Source organism: Ectobacillus soli (assembly GCF_042610425.1).
GTDB lineage: Bacteria > Bacillota > Bacilli > Bacillales > Bacillaceae_G > Ectobacillus.
In genome coordinates, this window is sequence record NZ_JBGJZM010000001.1 from 1,962,035 (window position 1) to 1,985,194 (window position 23,160).

Annotated in this window: 26 protein-coding genes and 1 pseudogene; 4 read left to right on the forward strand and 23 right to left on the reverse strand. The window is 38.8% G+C overall.

What is annotated here, in order from left to right:
* Window positions 1–95 precede the first annotated feature (95 nt).
* On the forward strand, window positions 96–635 hold the full coding sequence (locus ACAN53_RS10050; protein WP_379969533.1) for a DUF1572 family protein: 540 nt from the start codon (window positions 96–98) through the stop codon (window positions 633–635).
* Window positions 636–680: 45 nt separating this feature from the next.
* On the opposite strand, the gene ACAN53_RS18090 is transcribed toward ACAN53_RS10050, so the two are convergent.
* From ACAN53_RS18090 to ACAN53_RS10115, 14 genes and pseudogenes are all read right to left on the reverse strand, one after another.
* A complete protein-coding gene (locus ACAN53_RS18090) occupies window positions 681–1,496 on the reverse strand; it encodes a GW domain-containing glycosaminoglycan-binding protein (protein ID WP_463323067.1) in 816 nt (271 codons plus the stop codon).
* A 36-nt stretch (window positions 1,497–1,532) separates the two neighbouring features.
* Window positions 1,533–2,747, reverse strand: a pseudogene (locus tag ACAN53_RS18095) (GW domain-containing glycosaminoglycan-binding protein); the annotation flags it as partial.
* A 150-nt stretch (window positions 2,748–2,897) separates the two neighbouring features.
* Window positions 2,898–3,617, reverse strand: a complete 720-nt coding sequence (locus ACAN53_RS10060; protein ID WP_379970304.1) for an NAD-dependent deacylase — start codon at window positions 3,615–3,617, stop codon at window positions 2,898–2,900.
* A gap of 293 nt (window positions 3,618–3,910) precedes the next feature.
* Window positions 3,911–4,687 carry a sulfite exporter TauE/SafE family protein gene (locus ACAN53_RS10065; protein WP_379969537.1) on the reverse strand — a complete coding sequence of 259 codons (777 nt, stop codon included), beginning with the start codon at window positions 4,685–4,687 and terminating at the stop codon, window positions 3,911–3,913.
* A 94-nt stretch (window positions 4,688–4,781) separates the two neighbouring features.
* Entirely contained in the window at window positions 4,782–5,009 is a 228-nt protein-coding gene (locus tag ACAN53_RS10070) for a sulfurtransferase TusA family protein (RefSeq protein WP_379969539.1), read from the reverse strand.
* 24 nt (window positions 5,010–5,033) lie between these two features.
* Window positions 5,034–6,161, reverse strand: coding sequence for an MBL fold metallo-hydrolase (locus ACAN53_RS10075; protein WP_379969541.1), 1,128 nt, complete (start codon window positions 6,159–6,161; stop codon window positions 5,034–5,036).
* A gap of 75 nt (window positions 6,162–6,236) precedes the next feature.
* Window positions 6,237–6,806 carry a sulfurtransferase TusA family protein gene (locus tag ACAN53_RS10080; RefSeq protein WP_379969543.1) on the reverse strand — a complete coding sequence of 190 codons (570 nt, stop codon included), beginning with the start codon at window positions 6,804–6,806 and terminating at the stop codon, window positions 6,237–6,239.
* Between the two features lie 143 nt (window positions 6,807–6,949).
* Window positions 6,950–7,339, reverse strand: coding sequence for a DsrE/DsrF/DrsH-like family protein (locus tag ACAN53_RS10085; protein WP_379969545.1), 390 nt, complete (start codon window positions 7,337–7,339; stop codon window positions 6,950–6,952).
* A gap of 452 nt (window positions 7,340–7,791) precedes the next feature.
* Window positions 7,792–8,244, reverse strand: a complete 453-nt coding sequence (locus ACAN53_RS10090) for a hypothetical protein (protein ID WP_379969547.1) — start codon at window positions 8,242–8,244, stop codon at window positions 7,792–7,794.
* Between the two features lie 121 nt (window positions 8,245–8,365).
* The gene (locus tag ACAN53_RS10095) at window positions 8,366–10,213 is read right to left on the reverse strand and encodes a DUF2075 domain-containing protein (protein ID WP_379969549.1); all 1,848 of its coding nucleotides are present in this window, start codon (window positions 10,211–10,213) and stop codon (window positions 8,366–8,368) included.
* 12 nt (window positions 10,214–10,225) lie between these two features.
* Window positions 10,226–10,525 (reverse strand): nucleotide pyrophosphohydrolase, encoded by a 300-nt coding sequence (locus ACAN53_RS10100; RefSeq protein ID WP_379969551.1) that lies wholly within the window; start codon window positions 10,523–10,525, stop codon window positions 10,226–10,228.
* 242 nt (window positions 10,526–10,767) lie between these two features.
* Window positions 10,768–11,091, reverse strand: a complete 324-nt coding sequence (locus ACAN53_RS10105; RefSeq protein ID WP_379969553.1) for a hypothetical protein — start codon at window positions 11,089–11,091, stop codon at window positions 10,768–10,770.
* 227 nt (window positions 11,092–11,318) lie between these two features.
* Window positions 11,319–11,942, reverse strand: coding sequence for a GyrI-like domain-containing protein (locus tag ACAN53_RS10110; protein WP_379969555.1), 624 nt, complete (start codon window positions 11,940–11,942; stop codon window positions 11,319–11,321).
* Window positions 11,943–12,445: 503 nt separating this feature from the next.
* On the reverse strand, window positions 12,446–12,787 hold the full coding sequence (locus ACAN53_RS10115; RefSeq protein WP_379969557.1) for a hypothetical protein: 342 nt from the start codon (window positions 12,785–12,787) through the stop codon (window positions 12,446–12,448).
* 68 nt (window positions 12,788–12,855) lie between these two features.
* On the opposite strand from ACAN53_RS10115, the gene ACAN53_RS10120 reads away from it, so the two are divergent.
* From ACAN53_RS10120 to ACAN53_RS10130, 3 genes are all read left to right on the forward strand, one after another.
* Entirely contained in the window at window positions 12,856–12,981 is a 126-nt protein-coding gene (locus ACAN53_RS10120) for a hypothetical protein (protein WP_379969558.1), read from the forward strand.
* A gap of 386 nt (window positions 12,982–13,367) precedes the next feature.
* A complete protein-coding gene (locus ACAN53_RS10125; RefSeq protein WP_379969560.1) occupies window positions 13,368–13,661 on the forward strand; it encodes a hypothetical protein in 294 nt (97 codons plus the stop codon).
* A 91-nt stretch (window positions 13,662–13,752) separates the two neighbouring features.
* A complete protein-coding gene (locus ACAN53_RS10130; RefSeq protein ID WP_379969562.1) occupies window positions 13,753–14,112 on the forward strand; it encodes a Lin0512 family protein in 360 nt (119 codons plus the stop codon).
* A gap of 110 nt (window positions 14,113–14,222) precedes the next feature.
* Here ACAN53_RS10130 and ACAN53_RS10135 read toward each other — a convergent pair whose 3' ends face one another.
* The 9 genes from ACAN53_RS10135 to ACAN53_RS10175 all read right to left on the reverse strand — a co-directional run bounded on the left by ACAN53_RS10135 (window position 14,223) and on the right by ACAN53_RS10175 (window position 22,955).
* Window positions 14,223–15,053, reverse strand: a complete 831-nt coding sequence (locus ACAN53_RS10135) for a metallophosphoesterase family protein (RefSeq protein WP_379969564.1) — start codon at window positions 15,051–15,053, stop codon at window positions 14,223–14,225.
* 47 nt (window positions 15,054–15,100) lie between these two features.
* Window positions 15,101–15,934 carry a histidinol-phosphatase HisJ family protein gene (locus ACAN53_RS10140; protein WP_379969566.1) on the reverse strand — a complete coding sequence of 278 codons (834 nt, stop codon included), beginning with the start codon at window positions 15,932–15,934 and terminating at the stop codon, window positions 15,101–15,103.
* Between the two features lie 30 nt (window positions 15,935–15,964).
* The gene (locus ACAN53_RS10145) at window positions 15,965–16,795 is read right to left on the reverse strand and encodes a metallophosphoesterase family protein (protein ID WP_379969568.1); all 831 of its coding nucleotides are present in this window, start codon (window positions 16,793–16,795) and stop codon (window positions 15,965–15,967) included.
* An 11-nt stretch (window positions 16,796–16,806) separates the two neighbouring features.
* Window positions 16,807–17,967, reverse strand: coding sequence for an ABC transporter ATP-binding protein (locus ACAN53_RS10150; protein WP_379969570.1), 1,161 nt, complete (start codon window positions 17,965–17,967; stop codon window positions 16,807–16,809).
* Window positions 17,968–17,979: 12 nt separating this feature from the next.
* Window positions 17,980–18,807 carry a carbohydrate ABC transporter permease gene (locus tag ACAN53_RS10155; RefSeq protein WP_379969572.1) on the reverse strand — a complete coding sequence of 276 codons (828 nt, stop codon included), beginning with the start codon at window positions 18,805–18,807 and terminating at the stop codon, window positions 17,980–17,982.
* The gene (locus ACAN53_RS10160) at window positions 18,797–19,687 is read right to left on the reverse strand and encodes a carbohydrate ABC transporter permease (protein ID WP_379969574.1); all 891 of its coding nucleotides are present in this window, start codon (window positions 19,685–19,687) and stop codon (window positions 18,797–18,799) included. Before ACAN53_RS10160 ends, ACAN53_RS10155 begins: the two co-directional genes overlap by 11 nt.
* Before the next feature lie 88 nt (window positions 19,688–19,775).
* On the reverse strand, window positions 19,776–21,062 hold the full coding sequence (locus tag ACAN53_RS10165; RefSeq protein ID WP_379969576.1) for an extracellular solute-binding protein: 1,287 nt from the start codon (window positions 21,060–21,062) through the stop codon (window positions 19,776–19,778).
* A gap of 291 nt (window positions 21,063–21,353) precedes the next feature.
* Window positions 21,354–22,115 carry a DeoR/GlpR family DNA-binding transcription regulator gene (locus ACAN53_RS10170; RefSeq protein WP_379969578.1) on the reverse strand — a complete coding sequence of 254 codons (762 nt, stop codon included), beginning with the start codon at window positions 22,113–22,115 and terminating at the stop codon, window positions 21,354–21,356.
* A 441-nt stretch (window positions 22,116–22,556) separates the two neighbouring features.
* On the reverse strand, window positions 22,557–22,955 hold the full coding sequence (locus ACAN53_RS10175) for a RidA family protein (RefSeq protein ID WP_379969580.1): 399 nt from the start codon (window positions 22,953–22,955) through the stop codon (window positions 22,557–22,559).
* Window positions 22,956–23,160: the final 205 nt, after the last annotated feature.

Here is a 23,160-nt window from a genome sequence, read left to right on the forward strand (position 1 = left end):
GGATAAATCAACCATTTTTAAGGTCCAGTTATTGCCTACCAAGAGCAGCGTACATTATGATGAAAATAAACGTATATTGAAAAGGAGTGGATTCGATGAAGATGGAAACAGAGTATTTACGAATTGTGAAAGATAGATTTGCAAGTGTAAAAGAGTTAGGAGATAAGGCAATTGCGCAAGTATCAGAAGAGGATATTCACTGGAGAGCGAATAAGGAATCAAATAGCATTGCTGCGATTGTCAAGCATGTAAGTGGCAATATGATCTCAAGATGGACCGATTTCTTACACGCAGATGGCGAGAAACCAAACCGGAATCGCGAGGAAGAATTTGTCGATACGATCAAATCGAAATCGGAATTGACTACTATTTTAGAAAAAGGGTGGAACACTCTTTTTGAAACATTAAATCATTTAGAAGAAATCGATTTAATGAGGAATGTGACCATTCGCGGTGAAAAACACCCTGTAATAGAAGCGATTGAAATACAAATCGCTCATTACGCTTACCATGTCGGGCAAATCGTTTATATCGGGAAACAAATAAAAGGCGGAGATTGGGATAGCCTGAGTATTCCAAAAGGAAAGTCCGAAGAATATTTACAACAAATGCTTGAGAAACATCAGTCGAAGTAAGCGAAAGGCCGCTGAATGATGCTCAGTGGCCACATTTCGCTTTCTTTAATAATTTCCAATCTCCCCGTCCGGCGTTTGAATAATAACCGGATTCTTCGCAGGATCGAGCCACTGCAAGATCGAAATCACATCATTTTGATCCGTAGCCGTGCAGCCATTCGTGTACATACTAGAGACATGGAAGAAGATTGCGCTTCCTGCTCCGGGGGTTCTGCTTGTATTATAGTTGATTACAAATCCGTAGTTGTAAGCAGGAATATCCATATTTTCGGCACTGCTCCACTGTCCACCTGTTGCACTTCGTGATTGCCATGTGTTATAGAGGGAGCTATTGGAATCATCAACCCAAACGTCATCTGATGTGATTTGACGGAATGGCAATTTTGTACCTGGATTTCCGTAGCGGCCAAATGCAGTGCCAATGGAATACTTTCCTCTTGGCGACTCCACGACATATTCACTCATTTGCGGTGCAAAGCCGTCGCGGCCAATGTGGCCGGAAATATCAAGAAGTGGCTTCCATCCTTTTCCGTCGCGTTCAAATGTACGGATGCGCGCTATATTTGTACCGTAGCCAGATGCCGTAACTAGAATAAGCTGCCCATTGTCACCAATGGTTTGCAATTGATCGGCAATCGTTACGCCGCCAAAACTAATCACTCTGCTATCAAGCCAGCCTGTGCGGCCACCCTGTGCAAATTGATACCAGGTTACCCCGTTATACGTGGCAGAAAGAAGCAACGTTAAATCTTTATTTGCAAAATCACTAGCTGCGCCAACGTAAGAAGCATTCGCCATTCCGTATGGCTTCGACCAAGCTGCATTCCCCGAAGCAGCAGACACATGTGCGACCTGACTCATACTATGAACGTCCGTTGCTGTAGAAATTGCTCTTTCATCAATCCAGCCTTCGTCATGACCATCGACTTGAAAGAAAAGCCAATGTACCCCATTTACGTCTAAGCTCCGAACCACTTGCAGCAGGCGATTTTCATAATTGCTTGCAGAACCAACATAGGATGCTCCTATTTCCCCGTACGGAGCACTCCACACACCATTTCCATTTCCATTGCCAATGAGTACCGATTTATTTTCATTTTGCATATTCGTCACGGAATTAGAAAATACATTGGCATCAACCCAGCCTAAAACGTGTCCTCCTACCATGATTTTATCCCAAGTTACTCCGTCCTTCATCGCACTTTGCACGATCTGCACGTTTTGATAACTGTAACGATTTGTTACATCAACCCAGCTCGCACCATATTCGCCGTACGGTGCACTCCAAATTCCGTCCCCTTTTGTCGACATACCGATGACAGCAGAACGATTTTCATCCTTCACATTTGTTAAGTCGGTTACTGCCCGCTGACCATCCACCCAGCCAATCGACTTGCCGTCCTTCGTTATTTCATACCAAGTTACATTTCCTCTTGTTACCGTTTTGGTTACCTGAACCGTTTGATAGGCATAGTCATTTGTACTTCCTACATACTGAGCGCCTACCACTCCGTACGGTGTTGACCAGATTCCATTACCTTGTGTACTTCCCATCACAATTGAAAAATTAACCGCCTTTACTTCACCGGCTTGCACTAATGCCGCCATATCCACCCAGCCAATCACCTGTCCATCTACGCTAACCTTATACCACTGAACGGTTCCAATCATCGCACTTTCGATAACTTGAATATCTCGGTATGCATACAAATCCGTTAATCCTACATAATTCGCCCCCGGCACGCCGTATGGAACCGACCAAATGCCATTTCCATTCGTCGCCCCCATTACCTCTGCCTGATTCATAGTTTCAAAATTTGTTACCTGGCTAAGTGCCCGGCTATCGAGCCAGCCAACCACCTTCCCATTTATACTAAACTGATACCAAAGCACAGTGCCCACCGTCATTTTCTGAACAAGCTGAACCTCTTGTCCGGCATAATCAATCGTCTGGCCAACATAGCTAGCACCTGATAATCCATACGGCAGAGACCAAATGCCATTCCCGCTCGTCCACGCAACAATTTGGTTTTCCTGTACGCTTGTTATAGGAGGATTGTCTGCTGCTTGAACCGGTAACCCTATAAGCAGCAAGGCTCCTCCTGTCAACACGAATTTACGATACGCCGAATACGACTTTCTCTTTTGCAATCTATTTTCCCCCTGAATATCCTATCTTGGTTTTTCTTTTATTCTATCAGTTTATGTAGAAAGGAAAAAGGACACAAAAAAAAGAGGGTAAACAAAGTAAGATACCCTCTTTCAAAAAGACAAATTCTGCTTTACCTCGCGAAGAACATCCCCGATATTCCGGTCCTGAATGACAAAATCGGCAATTGCATCGAGTGGTGTAGGCTCACGGTTCACAATGACTAACGAAGCCCCGTTTCGCTTAGCAATTTGCGGAAAGAGATTGGCAGGACTTACCTCCAAAGAGGTGCCAAAAACAAGAAACAAATCGGCTTTCCTGCTTTCCTCTTCTGCAAAAGACAATGCCTCCTCAGGAAGATTCTCGCCAAATAAAACAACCGAAGGACGAACAAAGCCACCGCATTCACAAATTAAATCCTCTGAATCAGTAAACCGATTACTCGTATATACTTTCCCGCAGCTGTGACAGTGACAGGTACGAAGCGTACCATGCAACTCAGCAACATGCCCGGAACCTGATAGAGAATGAAACCCATCCACATTTTGCGTAATAATCGCTTTCACACGTCCGCTATGTATCCAGTTTGAAAGAATCTCATATCCCTGATGAGGACGAACTTCACGAAGCGCTTTGATACGACTACGATAAAAAGCAATAAACTCAGGCCGATTGTTTTGCATCGCCTGCACAGATGCAAATTCTAACGGATTTCGATTTTTCCAAAGTGCATTTTGGCTCGAACGAAAATCAGGAAGACCTGATTCCGTGCTCATACCTGCACCTGTTAAGACGACTGGATAGGTAGCATGCGTTAATAAGGATGCGAGCAGCTTGTTCTCCCCCTTTCTGATATGTAGTATGTAGTTCTATGGAATGAGCCATAATCCTTTTGAAGATCGTATGAATTTATTTTGAATCTGCCGATAGTTATTGAAGTGTTCCGATTCAGCAACTCTTGGCGGACACAATTCCTCTCTTACCTTGTAAAGCTAGGTTCCCGCTTTGAAAACTATACGATTCGGAAATTCTCTAAAAAAAAAGTATAATTTTCTCAATAGGCATGAGAAAATTATACCTTTTTTATCGTAAAGGTCTTTACAACGACCATCCTAATCTGGCAAAATCACAACATACCAATCCAAATCTTCAAGGACGTTGCCAAAATTAATGCTGCTAAAATACCTTGTAGCATTTTAGCCGAAACTTTTTTGCTCATTTTTGCCCCAAGCGGAGAGGCTAGTATACTAGCGATTACCATAATAGCAGCCGGAATCCATACAATCTGACCCGTCATTAATTTACCTGTCGTTGCCCCAATGCTCGATATGAACGTAATAACAAGGGAAGAAGCAATCGTCATCCGTGTCGGCACCTTTAATATAACAAGCATAATGGGTACAAGGATAAAGGCTCCGCCTGCACCGACAATCCCGGAAACGCTTCCTACAATAAAGGATGAAATCACAGCAATCCAACGATTAAAGGTCACTTTTTGAAGCGACACATCATCTAATCCTTTTCTTGGAACAAACATCATAATGGCAGCAATTGTTGCTAATACAGCGTACAATATATTGATTTGTGCTTCACTAATCAATTTTGAACCATAACTCCCAATATAGCTTCCAATTAAAATACTACTTCCCATATATAAGACAAGAGCTTTATTTACATATTCACTTTTCCGATAGTACCATGCACCACTTAACGTGGAGAAGAATACTTGAACGGCTACAATGCCTGCTACTTCATGAGCAGAAAAGGATGAAAAGCCAAGCAGTGCCGGAACATATAATAAAATTGGGAAATTAATAATGGCGCCCCCAATTCCTAGCATCCCTGACAAAAAGGAACCGACAAATCCAAGCACAAAAATAAGGAGTACGAAACCGATACTCAATTTACTTTCCCCCTGTGATGTGAAAATAGATCCTCAAAAATTACTAGCAGTGAGATTGTTTACACCACTGCTAGTAAATCGATGTATAAACGAATTACGCCTTTTGAATCCAAAACTTTAATACCTCTTCATCATCTTCTTGATGAAGTAGTTCATGGCCTGTTGCTTTGGTCCATGCTGCTAAGTCCTTTTTAGCACCTTTATCAGTGGCATGAACTTCAAGAACTTGACCTTGCTCCATTACATCAATCGTCTTTTTCGTTTTCACAATAGGCATAGGACAAGACAGACCCTTTACATCCAGTAATTTATCCGAATTCATATATTATCCCTCATTTCCAATTCTTTACGAATGATGAAGAGCACAGCGATTTGGCCCAATCTCTAGCTCTTGTTGTTTTTCTACAGATACCGCAAGCTCCCCACGATTAATGGCTACAATTTCCTCGAAGTTAGGAGGAGTATTTGTATTTGCATTTTGAACCACTTGCTCAATAAAATCTGCTTTCCCTTTATTTTGCATCATTTCATTACGATTCCGAATGTTTCCAAGTGTATCCCCGATGTAGCCTGCACCATTTATTTCATCATCTAGGTTTGCATAGTGACTAGGAAGAACGATAACATCATCCGCAATTCCCGCTACTTTCTCATACACAGTCTCGTATAAATCTGCAGCCCATTCAGCTACCTTTCCACCTAGGTCTGGGCGTCCTAATCCTCCGACGAAAATCGTATCTCCAGAGAACAATAGCTTATCGTTCATAAGGAATGAAACACTACCAGGGGTATGTCCAGGCGTTTTCACAGCTAACACTTCTAGACTTACATTTGCAAAGTTAATCTTGCTATAGTCCTCGAGTGGTAGGAAGGAAATCGTCGCACCTTCACTCTTCATTAAATAGTAGGATGCGCCAGTACTTTGCGCGAGTGTATAGCCACCAGAGATATGATCAGCATGAAGATGCGAATCTACGATGTGTGAAATTGCTACACCCTCTTGCTTCGCCACCTGTTCGTAAGCCTCTACAAAACGAGAAGCATCGACAACCAAAGATTCTTTTCCTGACAAAATCATGTAGGAAAGACAGCCTTTTCCTACCCGGACAAATTGATATACTTTCACAGCTTCATCTTCATATACCTTTGCTTGGTACAAATATTCACTCCAAGTCTTCATTCCGCCCTGTAAATACGACACATTCGGCACATTTGCTTCCTCTAGCATCTCTGCAACAAATTTCGATGAACCTTCTTTTGCACAAACAACTAGCACACCGCGGTTCTTTGGCAATTTGTCTAATACAGGCTCTACCCCATCAAGTAAATCAAAATACGGCATATTAATTGAAGTTACGTTTTCGCCTTCAATTTTCCAATCGTTATAATCACTTTCATTCCGAACATCTAAAATGAAAAGGTCTTCTTTTTCCAAAAGCTTCTCCACGATTTCAGCAGAAGTTACTTCTATCATTGATCAAGTACCCCCTACGGTATAATTTTTCGTATAAATATCCATCAGCTTTGTACAGCTGATGGCGACTTCCCTTTATTCTTCTGTACTTTTTTCTAGCTTACCTGACCACATTGACATCCCAGGTATGACGTTTACAACATCCGAAAAACCATTTTTAGAAAGAAGCTGCGCAGCTAAGTCACTTCTTCTCCCCGTACGGCAAATAATATACATGCTACAATCCTTCGGAAGCTCTTCCATTTTCTCTTCTAAAACACCAAATGGAATCGACTTAGCGCCAGGAATATGACCAAAAGCAAACTCTGCAGGCTCTCTGACATCTAAGAGAAAGGAATTTTCTTCTAGCTTACTTTCCAATTGCTCATTCGTAATCACATGCGGATACGTTTCTTCCTCTTTTTCGCTACCAGCACTTGCCTTTCGCAAATAATGCTTTAACACATCTCCATCTTCCACTAATCCAATGTATTGATGACCAGTGTTAGCTGCCCAAGCGATTAGATCTGCTTTGGAACCATGATCCGTAGCTTGCACTTCAATTACTTGCCCAGGCATCATTGCATCGATCGCTTTCTTAGTTTTTACGATAGGCATCGGACAAGATAAACCTTTTGCATCTAACAAGACGTCTGTTTTAATCATGCAAGACTCTCCCTTGTATCTTATATATTTACTAATACTAGATGCCGTTTGTATACCAATAGGGGTATACAAACGGCGAAATGTATCCATTTCACATATAAATCACTCTTTAAAGCTATTTTTTCTATGCTGCAAACTGTTTCTTAGAAAGATAAAGAAACATCTGCATCCTTTGCAAAGTCTAGGAACGTAACAGCTCCCCCTACTTCTGTACCTTCTACGAAATCTTCCTTCGTTAGACCCATAACATCCATAGTCATCTGACATGCAATAAATGTAACTCCTAAATCCTGGGCCATCTCAATAAGCTCAGCAATAGATGGTACATTTGCTTTTTGAAAGCCTTCTTGAATTTGCTCTTTGCCAGCTGGTATTGGCAAATGATGAAGCCCTTCTTTATGAATGAGTTGTAACCCTTCAAAGGTAAAGAAAATTTTCACCTCTCCATTCGTCGCTGCTGCAGCCGTTGCAATATTAAATACTTTGTACGCGTCAAACATACCGCCATTTGCGGCAATAATAGCTACCTTCATGAAATAACCTCCATTGATCATTTTTTCATTCTTCATTTGTAATGTTTAGTAAAATCTTCGGGGGAAATATTCATATGCTTCATCTATGAAAGGGAAAGATAATTAGCAGTCACTTTTTGCCAAAATTATACCCTGATAGGTATATTAACTTGAATTTGAATAAAATGCAATACTTTTCTACTATTTACACAGTGAAAAATATAAATAATATGTCTAGCACCGTTTTCCATAGAAAAAAAGAGCTATGGACTAGATAGATGATTATACGTAAGAAGAATCCTATATTTCGCGATAAAGAAGCGAGATATGCGTGAATATCCTTAGTATATGATCAAAAATCCAGCCATTATGATCCAATACTTATTCTGTTTAATCCATTTTCTTCCTCCCACATAAATAAGGTCACTGAAACATAGTACGTTTTCAGTGGCCTTAATTAATACCTGCTCCTGTTAAATCCCAATCCCTACATACAGCTTATTTTCCTTCACTTCCATATGCTTAATCTTACCAAATAGAACCTTTTTGACGATATCGATTGAATTTAAATCCATACAGACCTTCTCCTCTTCATACGTAAGGGTCGGCGGGATGTTAAAGGCTACTTTCTTAATCCAGCCTTGATTTAAAGGCTTCATATCCACCACAGCAAAATATACGTTGCGATCTTCTGCATGAACCGGTTTAAGCTCGACCTGAAACGGAATTGTCACGAGCATTTTCTTCGCCTTTCCGCTAATAACAATGGTTTCCTCACCGAAGCTCACTGCTAAATCGCTAATGCCTTCGATTGGTTTCTGGTTCATTAGTTTCAAAAGCATAGTATCGGTGATTGGTACATTGATATATTTATCTTTTAGTATTTTCTTTTGACCACCTAAAATATCCGAAAATAGATTTCCCATGTTAATCACCCAATCGTTTTATTTTTTGAATATATTGATATTTTAAATGAGGATTGGATGAGGGTTTGTTGTATTTTGTCGAATATACAAAAATGGATACACATAGTATTGAAGCATAGTATCAGTCGCAGTAAGAATTCACTTTTTCTAACATATACCCCGCCAATCCCTCATCACAGCAATACACATAACACCCTTTCATTCCACGGGTCATGAGTGTCTTGTACGTATTCCGAACCAAATCCGCCAGCAGTTCGTCCTGTCCCTTTCGAGGTTTCGCGCCTTTGTCTTTAAACTCATCTCTGCGAACAATCAGCGACTTCGTTTCCGGATCATACCCGAGATCCTTACCGATAATGACGCCGACATAGTCCATTTCAAGTCCTTGAACGGTGTGAATGCAGCCAACTTGATTGGCACAATCGGGATGAATCGCCCAATCGATTCGTCTTGCATCGTTCCAAGGCAGCGCAAATTGATGCTCCTCGATAACTACGTCAAGTGCAAGCTTGCCATCCACAGAATCTTTCGTCCAATCCCATGCGTAGCCTGCCAACAGTCTACCAGCGCGTTTATTGACAATTTCATCTTGCAAAATTTGCGGACTTGGCACGACTTTAAAATCAAAGTCACCTTCTAGTTTTACTTCCCCGTCCCCTTGAAACAGACTATCGAGCCACGAAATATAATTTCCCGATCCAGAGCAGCGGTACTGCGAAGCTAGTTCTACGATATGTACGTCTGCACCCTGCTTCTTCGCTTCTCTTTGGAGCAGGTTCACACTACCAATATCTTTTTTCGAGATTTTTTGAAAGTCATCGATAAAAAAGACGCTAATGCGCGAGGAACGAATGATCTGCGTTGCTTGATTTTCGCCTTCGATTTTCTTTTTCATATGACCATGCTCTTTCAAGCGATGCGCTTCGTCACACATAAGTACGTCAAAATATTGGTCCGGCGTGTCGACATAAGACGCCGATCCTTTGAACAGATCCCTTACTTCTACATGACCAGAGGAACCAATTAGCTTCTTCCGAAGGACCTCGCGAAAGGCTTGATTTGGAGTAATATACTCCACATTTGCCTCCGTTCGAAGCATATAGCTCATAAGATTCAGCCCAATGACAGATTTTCCTGTACCTGGCCCGCCTTTAATCAAAATAACATGCTTTCCATCCGTTTGTTGACGAGCTTGATTATATAATGTAACAACCTTTTCATAAGCCACCTTTTGTTCATCTAACAGCACGAACTCCTCATTGCCATCAATCAGGGAGCCAACTGTTTCTACTAGTTTTTTAGAAGGACGAATTTTCCCATTTTCAATCGACTCGGCAATTTCCTTCCCGTTCCCCTTCTCCACAAGCGCATGAATCGACTGCGCCAGCAAGCGATCATCAAACTGAAAGTAAAGCGGCGATTCCTCGACATAGGCTTGATACCGTGTATCTAACAGTGGCTCGTTTTGCTTCGCCTGGATGTAGTTATGTAAATACGCACACGAATGGAGCTGAATAGGCGCATCCTCATATAATGATTCATTAAAGTTTTGCAGGTGGCGTTTGTACGAAGAGGCTTGATAAGACGGATGCACTGTCTCCCGCTCACGCTTTGCCAAAAAAGTCTGGACAATACCGTCTCCCTTTGCCACCTTCGCCTTCTCCCACTGCTTCAATTCTACAATAATCGCATTCTTCGTTCCTTTTTCATCCTCCCCTACAACAAAAAAATCGATTCGTTTCTCCGTAGAGGGTAGCTTGTACTCTAGCAAAACATGCGTATCCTCTTTTACATTCGCATCGCGTAGCACTCTTGCCATCTGCGGCAAAGAACGCTTCCAGGACCGGATTTCACTAGGAGAAACAACCTTATTCATTTTCGCTAACACATTTTCTTGCAAAACATACTCAATCTGATTTTCATAGATATGCTCCAAAAAATGCGAAGAAGGTTCATTATAGATAATCATCTACCGCATCGCTCACTTTCCCGGAACTGGATATTTGATTGCATTCTTTTCGAGTTTTTTATAGACTTCCTCTTCTAGATCAATACCTAGCTTATCGACGAGCTGAATGAGATAGATGAAAATATCAGCCATTTCCTCTTTCATATTTTGCTTCGTTTCGGACACAGCTTGCTCACTCGTTTTCCACTGAAAGTTTTCAAGCAGTTCACTCGCTTCAAGTGCAATCGAAATAGCTAAATCCTTTTCCGTATGGTATTGTTTCCAATCGCGATCATCGCGGAATTTTAGAATTTGTTCTGTAACTTGTTTCAATTTGAATCGCTCCCTAGTTGAATAATTGGATGGTATATGGATATTGTAGCACTTTAGAGGGAATACGCTTACTTTTTTACTGATAAACAGAGCCACTAGATATGAAACTCACTACTATTATAAAAAGCTTATTCAAACAAAAGTAAACAACCTGCCCCCCTAAGAATAGAGGACAGGTTGCCTATGTCTACATCTAAAATGTGAATCAGTTCACAATTATAGCCAAGCCTAATTGCTGCTAATTATTTCTCTTCAACGTAAGAAATTACAACCTTTTCAGGTTCAAATTTTCCTTCACCTAACTTCTTAACACGTTCACAAGAAGGTAACTTGCAAGAGAAATCTTCCACATTTGCTGAAACAATCTTCTTGCTTTGAAGTTCTGCAAATAATTTTTCAACTGCATCGTCAATACTAATTAACTCATTTGTTTTTTCATCAACAAACCCTTCCACGCATGCGCTTACGATATTATCTTGAATATATTCTTCCACAAACTGCATTCTTGCTCCTAAAAGTTCTTCTACTTCTTTATTTTCTAATTCAATAATTGTTGTAATATTCATATGTACATCCACCTCTCTTTTTATATTTAAATTATACTAGTATTAGGAGTTAATTATGTAAACGTTTTCTTAACATTGTTTGACAATAATATGAATTTTCTAATTTTGTTGAGTTAAAAATTTCTTTTCATTTTTAGCGCCTCTTCATTCTATTAAATCATTCGTATAAATATTTGTTTATATGAAAGTATCAAGAAAACACAATACGGCTGGCACATCTTTTTTTGTTACTCCCGCGCCACCTTAAACCGAAGCACCGTTTTCAATTTTTCTACTGCTACTCTACGGGGGTCGGAGAGATAGATTTCCTTGTGTATTTTATAGATTCGTTTGTATCCATTGTTTTCGCAGTAGGCTTCCATCTTTTCGAAGCTAGCCGGTTCGTCATCATAGCTTCCAATGTGCATCATTTGGCAGCATAGTCCCTCTTCCAAGATTTCAAATCTAGCACTATCTAAATAAAGATTTGACTTTTTCCTTTTTGTCTGTTCAAGAAATGCTTCGAACATTTCTGGTGTTAGAAAATCAGGTTGGCGCATCATGAGCGTATATTTAAAGTTATTTTTATCCGTTAACGGCTTGTCCTTGTCAAACAAGTCCCATATCCCTTCGAGAGGAAAAACCGTATATTCATAATAGCCCTCTGGGACGATTTCCTGTTTGTACGACATTTTTATTGCGTAGCTGAGACTGTATAAAGCAGCAACGACAAGAGCGAACTCCTCACCATTCGGGTTTCCTTTTCCATCAATCATAATATAAGGAATCGCTGGAATTTCGATGATAGACGGTGTTTGTTTGGGTAGATACAATTCCTTGTAGTTCTTTTTGTATTCGATTTTCATCTTCATCACCGCTTTCTTTTAGCTTCTTTTTTGTTACATTGAATGTTCAAAAAAACCATAGCTAATAAAGTATGATTCTATCTTTAGCATATAGAAAATAAGCAATAGAGACAACTAGCTTTAAGCTTTAGGATATTAGTTTGGCCACTCGTTCATGATTTCCTCACAATTACGCATCTGTGAGCGGGTATAATCTGAACTCTTTTGTTACCACTCATATTCTTTTTTCCCGAGTTCGGGCACAATTCGAACCCCTTTTTTACCACTTCCATTCTTTTTTCCCAAGTTCGGGCACAATTCGAACCCTTTTTTTACCACACCCAGCCTTTTTTCCACCAAGAGGGCATAATTCGTACTCTTTTGTTACCGCTCCTAGCCTTTTTCCCACTGAGCGGGTACAATCCGAACTCTTTTGTTACCGCTCGCCTCCTTTTTTCCTTCGAGCGAGCACAATTAAATAAAGCCACTGAAAAGTAATGCTTTTCAGTGGCCACAGTTTATTTCAGCGCCTATTGTTCTTTTCTTTTGATTTGACGCTGAAAATAGAAAAAGATAGGAAGCGGAATTACAATCCAGCCTACGCTTTTAATAATTCCGTTAAGTGCGTTGTCCTTGATTCGCTGTTTTTCAGCTACGACTAATTCATCGTAAGATTTTTTAAGCTGGTCATCGGTCACGGTTGTTTGATTCGACGGGTCCTTCGTTTGCATCATTTTATAGTCAGAAAAGGATTGATAATACGAGCTAGGTGACACATAGTCAGCTACAGACATGAATACCCCAACGCTTCCGCCAATTGACATCATCAACGTGGCAAACAAAACAAGATAGTAATAGAGATTTCGAATCATGGAGGATTCTCCTTTCTCAAGCCAAAGTGTTTGCGAATAACTTTGCTAGTCTCATAAGAGGAATACTTATGATTATCTTAATTGTAACGAAAAATGAGCCAGAAGAAAATGAAATATGTAGGGATTGGTTACCGCTTTTGGAGAAAATCTGCTTTGACGGGCACCAATCAGGTCATTTGGTTCCCGCCTTTTAAGAAAATCCGCTTTAGCGGGCATCAATCGGGTCATTTGCTTCCCACTTTCACTGAAAATCCAGCTTCCTGGGCATCAATCATACCCATTAATTACCGCTCTCACTAAATACCCTCTTCCACGGTCATCAATCCAACTACTAACTCCTCTACCGTCCCTCTTTCACAAAAAACAATTCCCTACTCGCAACGGTTTCTCCCGTCATTTATTACCGATTTCTCAATTTGCCCCGGTCTCGCCTATTTTTGCTCGGATTCCACAATATGGTTAGCCAATTCTATTTGGAAATTGTGTGTATTGAAGATTGTTTGTCGGACCCATTTCCCAATTTGTCCCTACACGCAGTATAATGATACCAAAACCAAGGGGTGATTATGTGATACAAGATGTGAAGAGAAAATTGGAAGTTGCTCTTGAAGATTGGGAGATGATGGCGAAAGCCTCAGAAGATGAAAGTGAAGATAGTGCCGAACGATTTGAGATGCATTTTTATGAGTTCATTGATGAACTAAAGGCTTGGTATCAACATTTAGAACAACCGCCAGCTACAATCGAAGAAGCAGAAAATTTGACTGAAATAAAAGAAATTGCGGAGCGCTTGCCTGCACCGCTTGAACTTAACTTTTATACAGAACTTGAGTTAATCATTGAAGGTAAAGATCGTATACGTTATGATGATTAATCTCTTTTAGGACTTCAAACATTGCAAATGCAAAGAAAAAACGAAAAGTGTAAAATAAAATTGAAAAAGAATGAAAGGAAGTAAACCAATTATGGAAAAAATCATGTTTATTGAAACAGGAATGGGCATCGATGTTCATGGTCAAAATATTACGACTGCAGCCATTCGAGCTATAAAAAATGCGATTCACTATAATTCTATGCCTGGTATTCGGTCTGTACTGCCTGACAACAACCGAGATAATATGAGAGTCAATGTAAAATTAGCAGTTCCTTGTGATAAAGAGAAACTTGATATGGATGCTGTTAAAAAAACGTTACCATTTGGAATCGTAACGGTGGAAGTTATGGATGGGGGAATGTTGACAACGAGCGGGATTCTCTTGGAGGAAAAGGGAGATAAAAATGATATGATGTACATCGTTGTTGCATCGGTTGAGGTTGGTTATTAAGTCTATAAAGTTTGATATAAGATTATGTGGTTTTCTAGGTAGTAAGAGTCCTGTACAGTCGTACAAGACTCTTATTTTTGTTGATACGGTATTTTAAAGACCAGCATTGCTTATTTCACTGACTCCATAATGTCAACCGCCAAATTCCGATCTGCTTCTTCTCCGTTTGCTTTCTCCATCGGTTCGAATCCTGGTATCACTGTGTTAAAATGAGCGATATGATCTGAAAGTGCTACATCATCAATCGGAATAAGCTTGATCGTAACCTTCCCGTCCTTGAGTTCTACTACTCGGAACGCTGGAATATCCAGGCATGCAGCAGTTTGAATATAGTGCCATCCATCTTGCCAAACGATGGAGTTCACATGATTGTGACCGCAGAAGTAGAATCCGGAACCTTTCTTTTTATCCAAAATATTTCCAAATTTCGGGTGGATCGATAATTTATCGATAGTAGAACGTGCAGTCGTACCGTAGATAGGATGATGGGCGAAAACAAAGACCGGTTTGTCCCCCGATGTTTCAAGCTGGGATTGTAACCACTCCAGCTGGTCGGGATCGATTTCTCCGCCCCAGTCAGCACGATTCATTTCTTTCGTCGTATCGAGAAAAATCAGTTTGGCCTCTTCCGTATCGATGGCCTGGTAGCGCTGCTGCCCGGTCATTGTCAGGATGTCGGTTTTAGGAATAGATAAAGTATCATGGTTGCCGAGTACGTGGATAAAATGACGATCACTGGTTCTGATTCGACTAAACAAATAGTCAAACTCCTCAGGATGGCCCTCGTGAGTCAGATCCCCTATAGAAATATGGAAGTCCGCATCCATTTTCAAAAATGTATCTATCATAACGGAGTAGGCTTCTTCGCTTACCTTATGCATTTCTTCAGTACCACTTTCCATCCGCGAATAATGGAAATCTCCCATTAGAACTAATTTCATTTTTGTATTCTCCTTATAGTATCCATTCCGGTTATGCGCGCTCTTCTTTATTTGGATTGTTTCGTACTACTTGAAAACAAATCTATTTTTATAGGTTTAGGTACTCTTCTAGTAAAGGTGTAAATATATTGGAAACCTGCCTCTTTAGCCATATCTAAAGCTACTTCCAAATGTGACCCTACTGTAGCAGCTTTATGAGAATCTGAACCAATCGTCAAAATCTCTCCGCCTAGCTCTTTATAGAGTTTTAATACTTTCATAGAGGGTAGTGTCTCATTTAAAGCCCTTTTGGATAATCCGGAGGTATTAATCTCTATCCCAATGTTTCTGCTAATTGCTTTTCTTAGAATTTCGATTACGATTTCTTTAAATCGATTAAAATCATACTTACCTAAATAATCCACGTCAACCGCATATCGTTTCATCAGATCAAAATGAGCCATTACATCAATATTCGCATGGGAAGCCAATTGATAAATCTCTTCGAAATATCTTTGATAAAGCGGTACGGGTTCTTTATCAATCATATAAGATCGAATATCTTGATTTTCAATATTGTGTACAGAACCAAGGATAAAATCTAGTGGAAGCCCTTCTAATTGTTCTTTATATTTTTCTTGTAATAAATGAGGCTCGCATAATTCAATTCCTGCTTTAATTTTCAAACGATCTTCGAAAACATGTTGGTATTCTTCAATTTGTGAGAAATATCGTGTAAAGTCCATATGGCCATAGGTTACCGCCTTCGGATTGACAGAGAAATGTTCAGTGAAGCAGATTTCAGTAATCCCCTTCTTTATTGCTTCTTCACATACCGATTTCATAGTTGCTTGAGAGTCAAATGAATTATCAGTGTGATGGTGATAGTCTGTTAGATACATAATAGGTTCTCCTTACCAATAAGCGAATAGTTATTTTCCATAATGTTCAGCATTATATCTTTTATTTTCTGCATGAGTCAGCGCCCAAATAATCTTCTCTAGAGGATTCACATGAATAGGATGTGAAAAGATTTCTTGGTTACGAAGGGAATAATAATTGTAAGAATTTCGGCTTGTATAATTCACCATATCTTTTGAATTATGAACACCAAACGCTAGACTTTCAATTGAAAATTGCGGTATTTTCCCAATTTGATTGATGCCTGCATAATGGAGATGTCCACTATGAATGCTAATCACGTCACTGTTTTTAAGAATATCAAATAATCGATCAGACACTTCTGTTGTTTTCACACCATTCCATACTAATGGGTGGTGCATAAATAATAGTGTTCCAGCTTCTGATTTTTCTTTTAAAATTTCCTCTAACCAGTCTACTTGTGAATCTGTTATCACTCCCTCATGATAATCGTCAACGGAAGTATCTAAGAAAATGAGTCTGTATCCATTTATCTCTTCCATATAATCTAATGAATCGGATTTATTTTGGATATTAAAAAAGCCTTGATAGTAGTTTTGTTTATCATCATGATTTCCTAAACAATAAAATACCGGAAAACCAAACGGAATATTGTCTTCCACCAGCCCTTTTATATGTTTATAGTCTTCCGGGCTTCCATCATGGACAAGATCGCCCGTAATAGCAATAAAATCTATTTCTTCAAAATCTATATTTCGAAGTATAGCAACCAGATTTTCTGCTGGATTTTTAACTCCATTAAAAATCTGTTCCAGCGGATCATTGAGATAGTTATTTCTAAAGTGTGTATCGGATAATTGAATAAATGATAATTGACTCATGTCTGTCCTCCCTATTTCGTAACTAAGATTTTTTCAGTTTGATAGTCAGATTCTATTCCACTTGCAGCTTTCTTTTTCAAAATGATACTGTCCGGATAACCAATATTGTTTTCTGTTTCTTTGTCGAAGAAATGAATTTGATCCATCGTTATATTGACGAACACTTCTTCCCCATCTTTAAAAACATTAAACTCCTCGATTGCAATTACATTTTCACCTTCTACATCTAAGTGAATGGCAAAATTACTTCCTTGGTTTTCTGAATGTTTTACTTTTGCACGGATACTTCCTTCGATAGGTGTTTTTGCTAATTGAATATGTTCAGGACGGATGCCTAAAACGAATGTATGGGAAGAACTATTTTCAACATACTGCTTCCAATCCTCACTTAAATTAAAGGACTGCTTTCCAATATGGAGAATTCCATTCGAATATTGTACATTTTCTAAAATATTTGCAGGCGGATTTCCAATAAATTTCGCAGTGAAAATATTTGCTGGACGATGGTACACATTTTCTGGAGTATCAAGCATTTGCAATACCCCTTTATTTAACAAGGCAATTCTGGTTCCGAACGTCATCGCCTCAATTTGATCATGCGTAACATAAACCATGGTTTGTTTATATTGATTATGAATATCCATAAGAGCTGTACGAGCTGAAATTCTCAATTGGGCATCTAAGTTAGAAAGTGGTTCATCCAGTAAAAAATAATCACTATTCTTTACAACAGATCTTGCTAAGGCAACCCTTTGTCTTTGTCCACCTGAAAGTTCACTAGGTTTTCTGTCATAATACGGTTTTAATTGAAGAAATTCAGCTGCTGCATTCAGTCTTTTTTCAATTTCATCTTTGGGCTGCTTCTTTACTTTAAGAGCATACGTTATATTTTCTATTACAGTCATATGCGGATATAATGCGTAATTTTGAAAAACCATTCCAACATTACGCTTACCAGACGGTACATCATTTACCCGCTCATTTCTCATATAAAGATCACCTTCCGTAACATCTTCCAAACCGGCAATCATTCTTAAAATGGTTGATTTACCACAACCTGAAGGACCTAACAACACGAGACGTTCACCTGAATGAATTTCAAAATTCAAGTTGTCAATCACCACATTATCTCCGTATGATTTTCTTACATTTTCAAACCTAATATTTGCCATTCTTTATTCCTCCTATTTAATTCCCGATGAAGTAAATGTTCCAATAATATATTTTTGGAAAATCAGATAAAGTAATAGTGGAATTGACATGGTAATCACTGACACAGCCATGGCTACCGCAAAATTCGTACCACCTTCAGAGCTAATAAACATCTGTAGTGCTAGCGGTAAAGTATAACTTTCTTTTGATTTTAAAATCAATGATGACCAAACAAATTCATTCCAAGAATTCACGAAAAACCAAATTCCGACTGACGTAATTTGTGGTCTTATGAGTGGTGACACAATATCTTTCATAATTCTATAATGACCAATCTCATCAAGCATTGCAGATTCGATTAACGAATAGGGAATGGATCTCATCACTTGAGTGAATAAAAATATACCCGCCGCATCCGCAATTTGAGGTAAAATCACACCTAAGAGATGATCCGTTAACCCAACTTTTGAGAGCATGATATAGTTAGGAACCATCGTTACCGTAAATGGAATAAAAATCGTAGCAATTAATAAAAAATACAGGGGTTTCTTTCCTATAAAACTAAAGTAAACAAAGGCATAGGCTGCTAAAAATGATGTTACTAATTTTAAAATCGTTACCGTTGACGCAATCGTAAAGTTATTCAAGATAATTTGGAATAACGGTAATTGCTGATATAATTGACTGTAGTTTTCAAATGTTGGTGAAGAAGGAAATATAGCCAGCACATTATTATATACATCCTGTAAAGTGCGAAACGAAGTTCCCAATGCAAATAAAATGGGGATAAGCCAGATCATAACGACCACTACAAATATCCCTGTCCAAATAACGGAAGGTAATCTATTCTCAATTTTCATAGTGGACCCCTCTTTCTACAAACCAAAACTCTAGAAACAGCAGCAGTACAAACAAACATAATGTCAGCATGGAAAATGCTGCAGAAGTCCCAGTGCTATATACTTCAAATGCCTGATGATACGACTGATAAATTAAGTTTGAACTTCCGTAATCAGGTCCCCCCTGAGTCATTACTCTGACTGGTGAATACACATACTGTAAGCCAGTCACGATTGTCATAATGAGGATATACACACCTGTTGAACCGCTCATTGGCATGACAATATCTTTTAAAATTCTCCAGCTTGGAATATTATCAAGCTTTGCTGCTTCGATTACTTCATTAGAAATACCTGAAATTGCTGCATATAAGGTTATGAAATTATATCCAAATACTTTCCAAGTCACAACGAAGCTAATTACGACAATTACTAACCCCTGCGTTTGGCTCCAGTTTGGTATGGATAAACCCATAGATTGCGCTATTCGTGCAACTGGACCGGAAATAGGATTGAGTATCCAAGTTGCCAAAATGGATCCAACCACTAACGATATAAAGGATGGAAGGAAGTAGGCTGACTTAAAGAAGTTTTTAAAGTTTCGTATTAATAAATGAAGGACGAAAGCAAAAATGTAAGGAACAACAAAATTTAAAAGTAACAAAATAACAATATACCAAAACGTATTCAACAAGATTTTATAGGTAATGGGGTCCGTTAAAACACTAGTATAATTGGCTAATCCAACAAAGGTCTTCGTAGGTGCTATCATATTCCAATCAAAGAAACTTAAGTACAGTGTATAGAGAGTCGGCCAAAGTACAAATAGGCTAAGAATCACGATTGCAGGTGATAACAGCAAGATTGTTTTCCATTGTATCTTCTTAAAATTAACTAACATATTATCCTCCAGCATTATGCTTAACATTTTTAAAATAGGAAAATAGATTAGCTGTATGTAACCTATTTTCCTATTACCATTCAAGAACCTATTTGATTAATCCATTGATTGAATCTTGCGTTTTCTTCATTTCCGTACTTACATCTCCGCCGCCTAAAATACGATCTCTCATATCAATAAGCATTTGCTCTGCTTGAAGACCTGAATTTCCAGGGAACGGTGCCCAAGGAATAAGATTGCTTATAGTTGAATAGGCTGCGCCAAACATATTATCATCTTTAATTAAGGCTGCAAGGTCTTTATTATTTGTAGCATCTGTTGTTTCAGGAAGATATCCTGTTCCTTGTGTCCAAGCAGCTACACTATCAGATTCGTATAAGAATTTTTCAAATTCCCAAGCTGCTTTTTGTTCTTCTTCTTTATCAGCTGTAATTGCCAAGAAAGAACCACCTGCTGGTACTTTTAATGTCTTTCCTTCAAATGTTGGGGATGGAACGGCAATTGCTTTAAATTTTGCATTTTGGGTAACATTTTTTCTTTGTGCAATCGTCAAGTGAGCCATACCTACATCTCCAGAAACAAATGCCTGTTGACCTTGGTCAACACCAATGTGTAAGGCACTGCCGCCTTTAACTAAATCTTGATAAAATTTGTATGTTGCAATTCCCTCATTACTATCAAATGATGCTTTACCGTTAGTAAGAGTTTTTGCACCGTTACTTTCCATCATTTGTTGAACGTTCCAAGTATCTGCTGCTTCAGCAATGTATAGACCTTTTTTGCCAGTAACTTGCGTTATTTTTTCTGAAGCCTTTGCAACAGCTTCCCATGTTTTCAAATCATCTGGATTGATACCTGCTTTATTTAAAATATCCATGTTTAAATACAGAACGGGAACACTTAGGGAATAAGGTAGCCCTACTTGAGCTCCTTTGTTGTTAACCGCTAAATTTAAAATATTAGTAGCGTATTTTTCTTTTAAAAAGTTTTTATCGTTCGGATAGGATTTATTGATTATTGTTTGAGGCTCTACATATTTAAAATTATTAGAAAAGTATTCTCTATACGACCAACCAATTTGCACCAAAGCTGGAGACTTCCCTGCAGCAGCTGAAGATTGCAAGTTTTTCATTAAACCTTGATACATACCTTGGTTATATACGCCTTTAACAACAATTTTATCTTGGGATGCGTTAAACTTGTTAATCAATTCCGTAACGGTTTTTCCGCCTTGTGTTTCTGCGTTTGGATACCAATACTCAATAACGGTTGGGCTCTTCTTAGCAGAGTTGCTAGTTTGAGATGTATTACATGCAGTCAAAACTAATGTTAGAGCAACTAATCCTACTACTAATTTAAAATACTTTTTTAACATGATTACACTCCTATAAAATGATTATTTTGGAATAATTACATGGTGACACTTAAAGAGAATAATAACGTTTACTTAATATCTGATGTCTTAATGTATCATTGGATGTTTTCACCATTAGTTCGTTGTCTCATTTCCACAACCCGCAAGTTTTGCTGCAATGCATGCTGTTAAAACGACTTTTCTCCGTTTAACCATTTTGGACCATACCGTATTGCTTTTTACTATGAATATTTTGGTCTCCCTTACGCTTATCTTCTCTTTGCCATCACCACCTTTAATGTGACTAGGTTTTTAAACCGTGTAGATTTTGATGCCGCAGTCACGAAAAGGCTGAAGGTCATATTCTGACGCTTCCTTTCCCGTAATCAGCGTATGGATGGCACTATTTGGAGCCACCGTATGTAAGGAAAGCTTTCCAATTTTGCTGTCGTCTGCAACCACAATAATTTCCCCAGCTGCACGGATCATTTCTTGCTTAGCCGGTACCACTTGTGCATCCGGATGCATTAAACCGTATTGGGGATGCAATGCAGTCATTCCCATAAACGATTTTTCGACATGCAGCGATCTCAGAGCATGATCCGTGAACATGCCGTTCAGAAAATAACTGGATGGATACAGTTCGCCACCGGTCAAGATCACTTTAATTCGAGGTGCATCCCGCAATTCTGCTGCAACATTCATATCGTTCGTCACTACCGTAATATCAGATCGGTGAATTAGGTTTCTCGCGATATGCAAAGTAGTCGTCCCTGAGTCGATAATGATGCTTTCCCCATCCTCCACTAGACTGGCAGCCTTTTTACCAATTCTCATTTTTTGATCCAAGTTTAGTGTGGTTCTTTCCACAAAAGGGGGCTCATCATAAGTCCACTTCTCCATAATCACACCGCCGTGGGTTCTTTTCAGCGTGCCATTCTGTTCTATTTCTGCAAGATCCCGTCTGATCGTTGCTTCGTGTACATTAAATTTCTTTGCAAGTGCAGAGATTGTCGCCGTACGATTCTGTCTTACATAATCAATGATTAGCATTCTTCTCTCGATTGCTAACAACATCTGTCTCCTTTCACGCAAACAATGTTCATTTTTGCAAATTCCTTTTCGTATTTTGCATTTTTTTGTTCACTTTGATTGTAAACATGAACTTTTAATCTGGTGTAAATCATATGTTTTTCTGAAATTAAGAATATGTAAACCTATGCAAATAGGAACCAAAATGATATGAAGCAAGTCAGCCGGCAAAAATTGTTTACGCATTTAAATACTATTTTTTTTAGAAATATGAATATCCTTATTCAATAACCAGACTGTTAATTGAGACCATTTAGTAGAATTAAAGCAGGAACATACCCTAATGTATAAAAAAATGGTCAGAAATCGAATTAAGATTTCTGACCATTTTTTATACATTATAAATTCAAACTTTCTTTGAAGCAGTAGCAGTCCATACACCCTTAAAATGTCTTTCTACCTAGTTTTTGTTTGATACGGCAATCATGAATTCGGTATCCAAGCAATCAAATCAATTTCCACATCTGCGCCGCCAGCTAACCCTGTTACACCAATACACGTTCTTGCTGGCAAATCTCTATTATAGAAACTCCGATATACTGTATTTACTTCTTCAAAATGCCCCATATTCGTTATAAAGACGCGCGACTGAATGACATGTTCGAAGCCGCTTCCTACTTCATCCAGAATAATTTTCAAGTTTTCCATAACAAGCCTTGTTTGCTCGGCAAATGTACCGAGAATCATTTCATTTGTTTTCGGATTGGTAGGCATTTGCCCGGTGATAAATACAAGATTCCCTACCTTTACTGCATGTGAGAAGGGCCCAATTGGCGTTGGCGCACTATCTGCCATTACCTTAACAATCATTTGATCAAGCATCGCTACAGCTCCTTTAGAATTGAGAATGAAATATGCAACTCACACATTTATTTTTCTGAATTTTCTAATATAATTATAGAATAAAAAATATGTATAACTGTGCAAGTTGTCAGCATATCTTCCATAGAATAAATGGAACTCTCTCGTCAAAAGGAGATTCTACATAAAAGAACAATAACTTAAGTAGAAAAGCAGCCAAAAAATT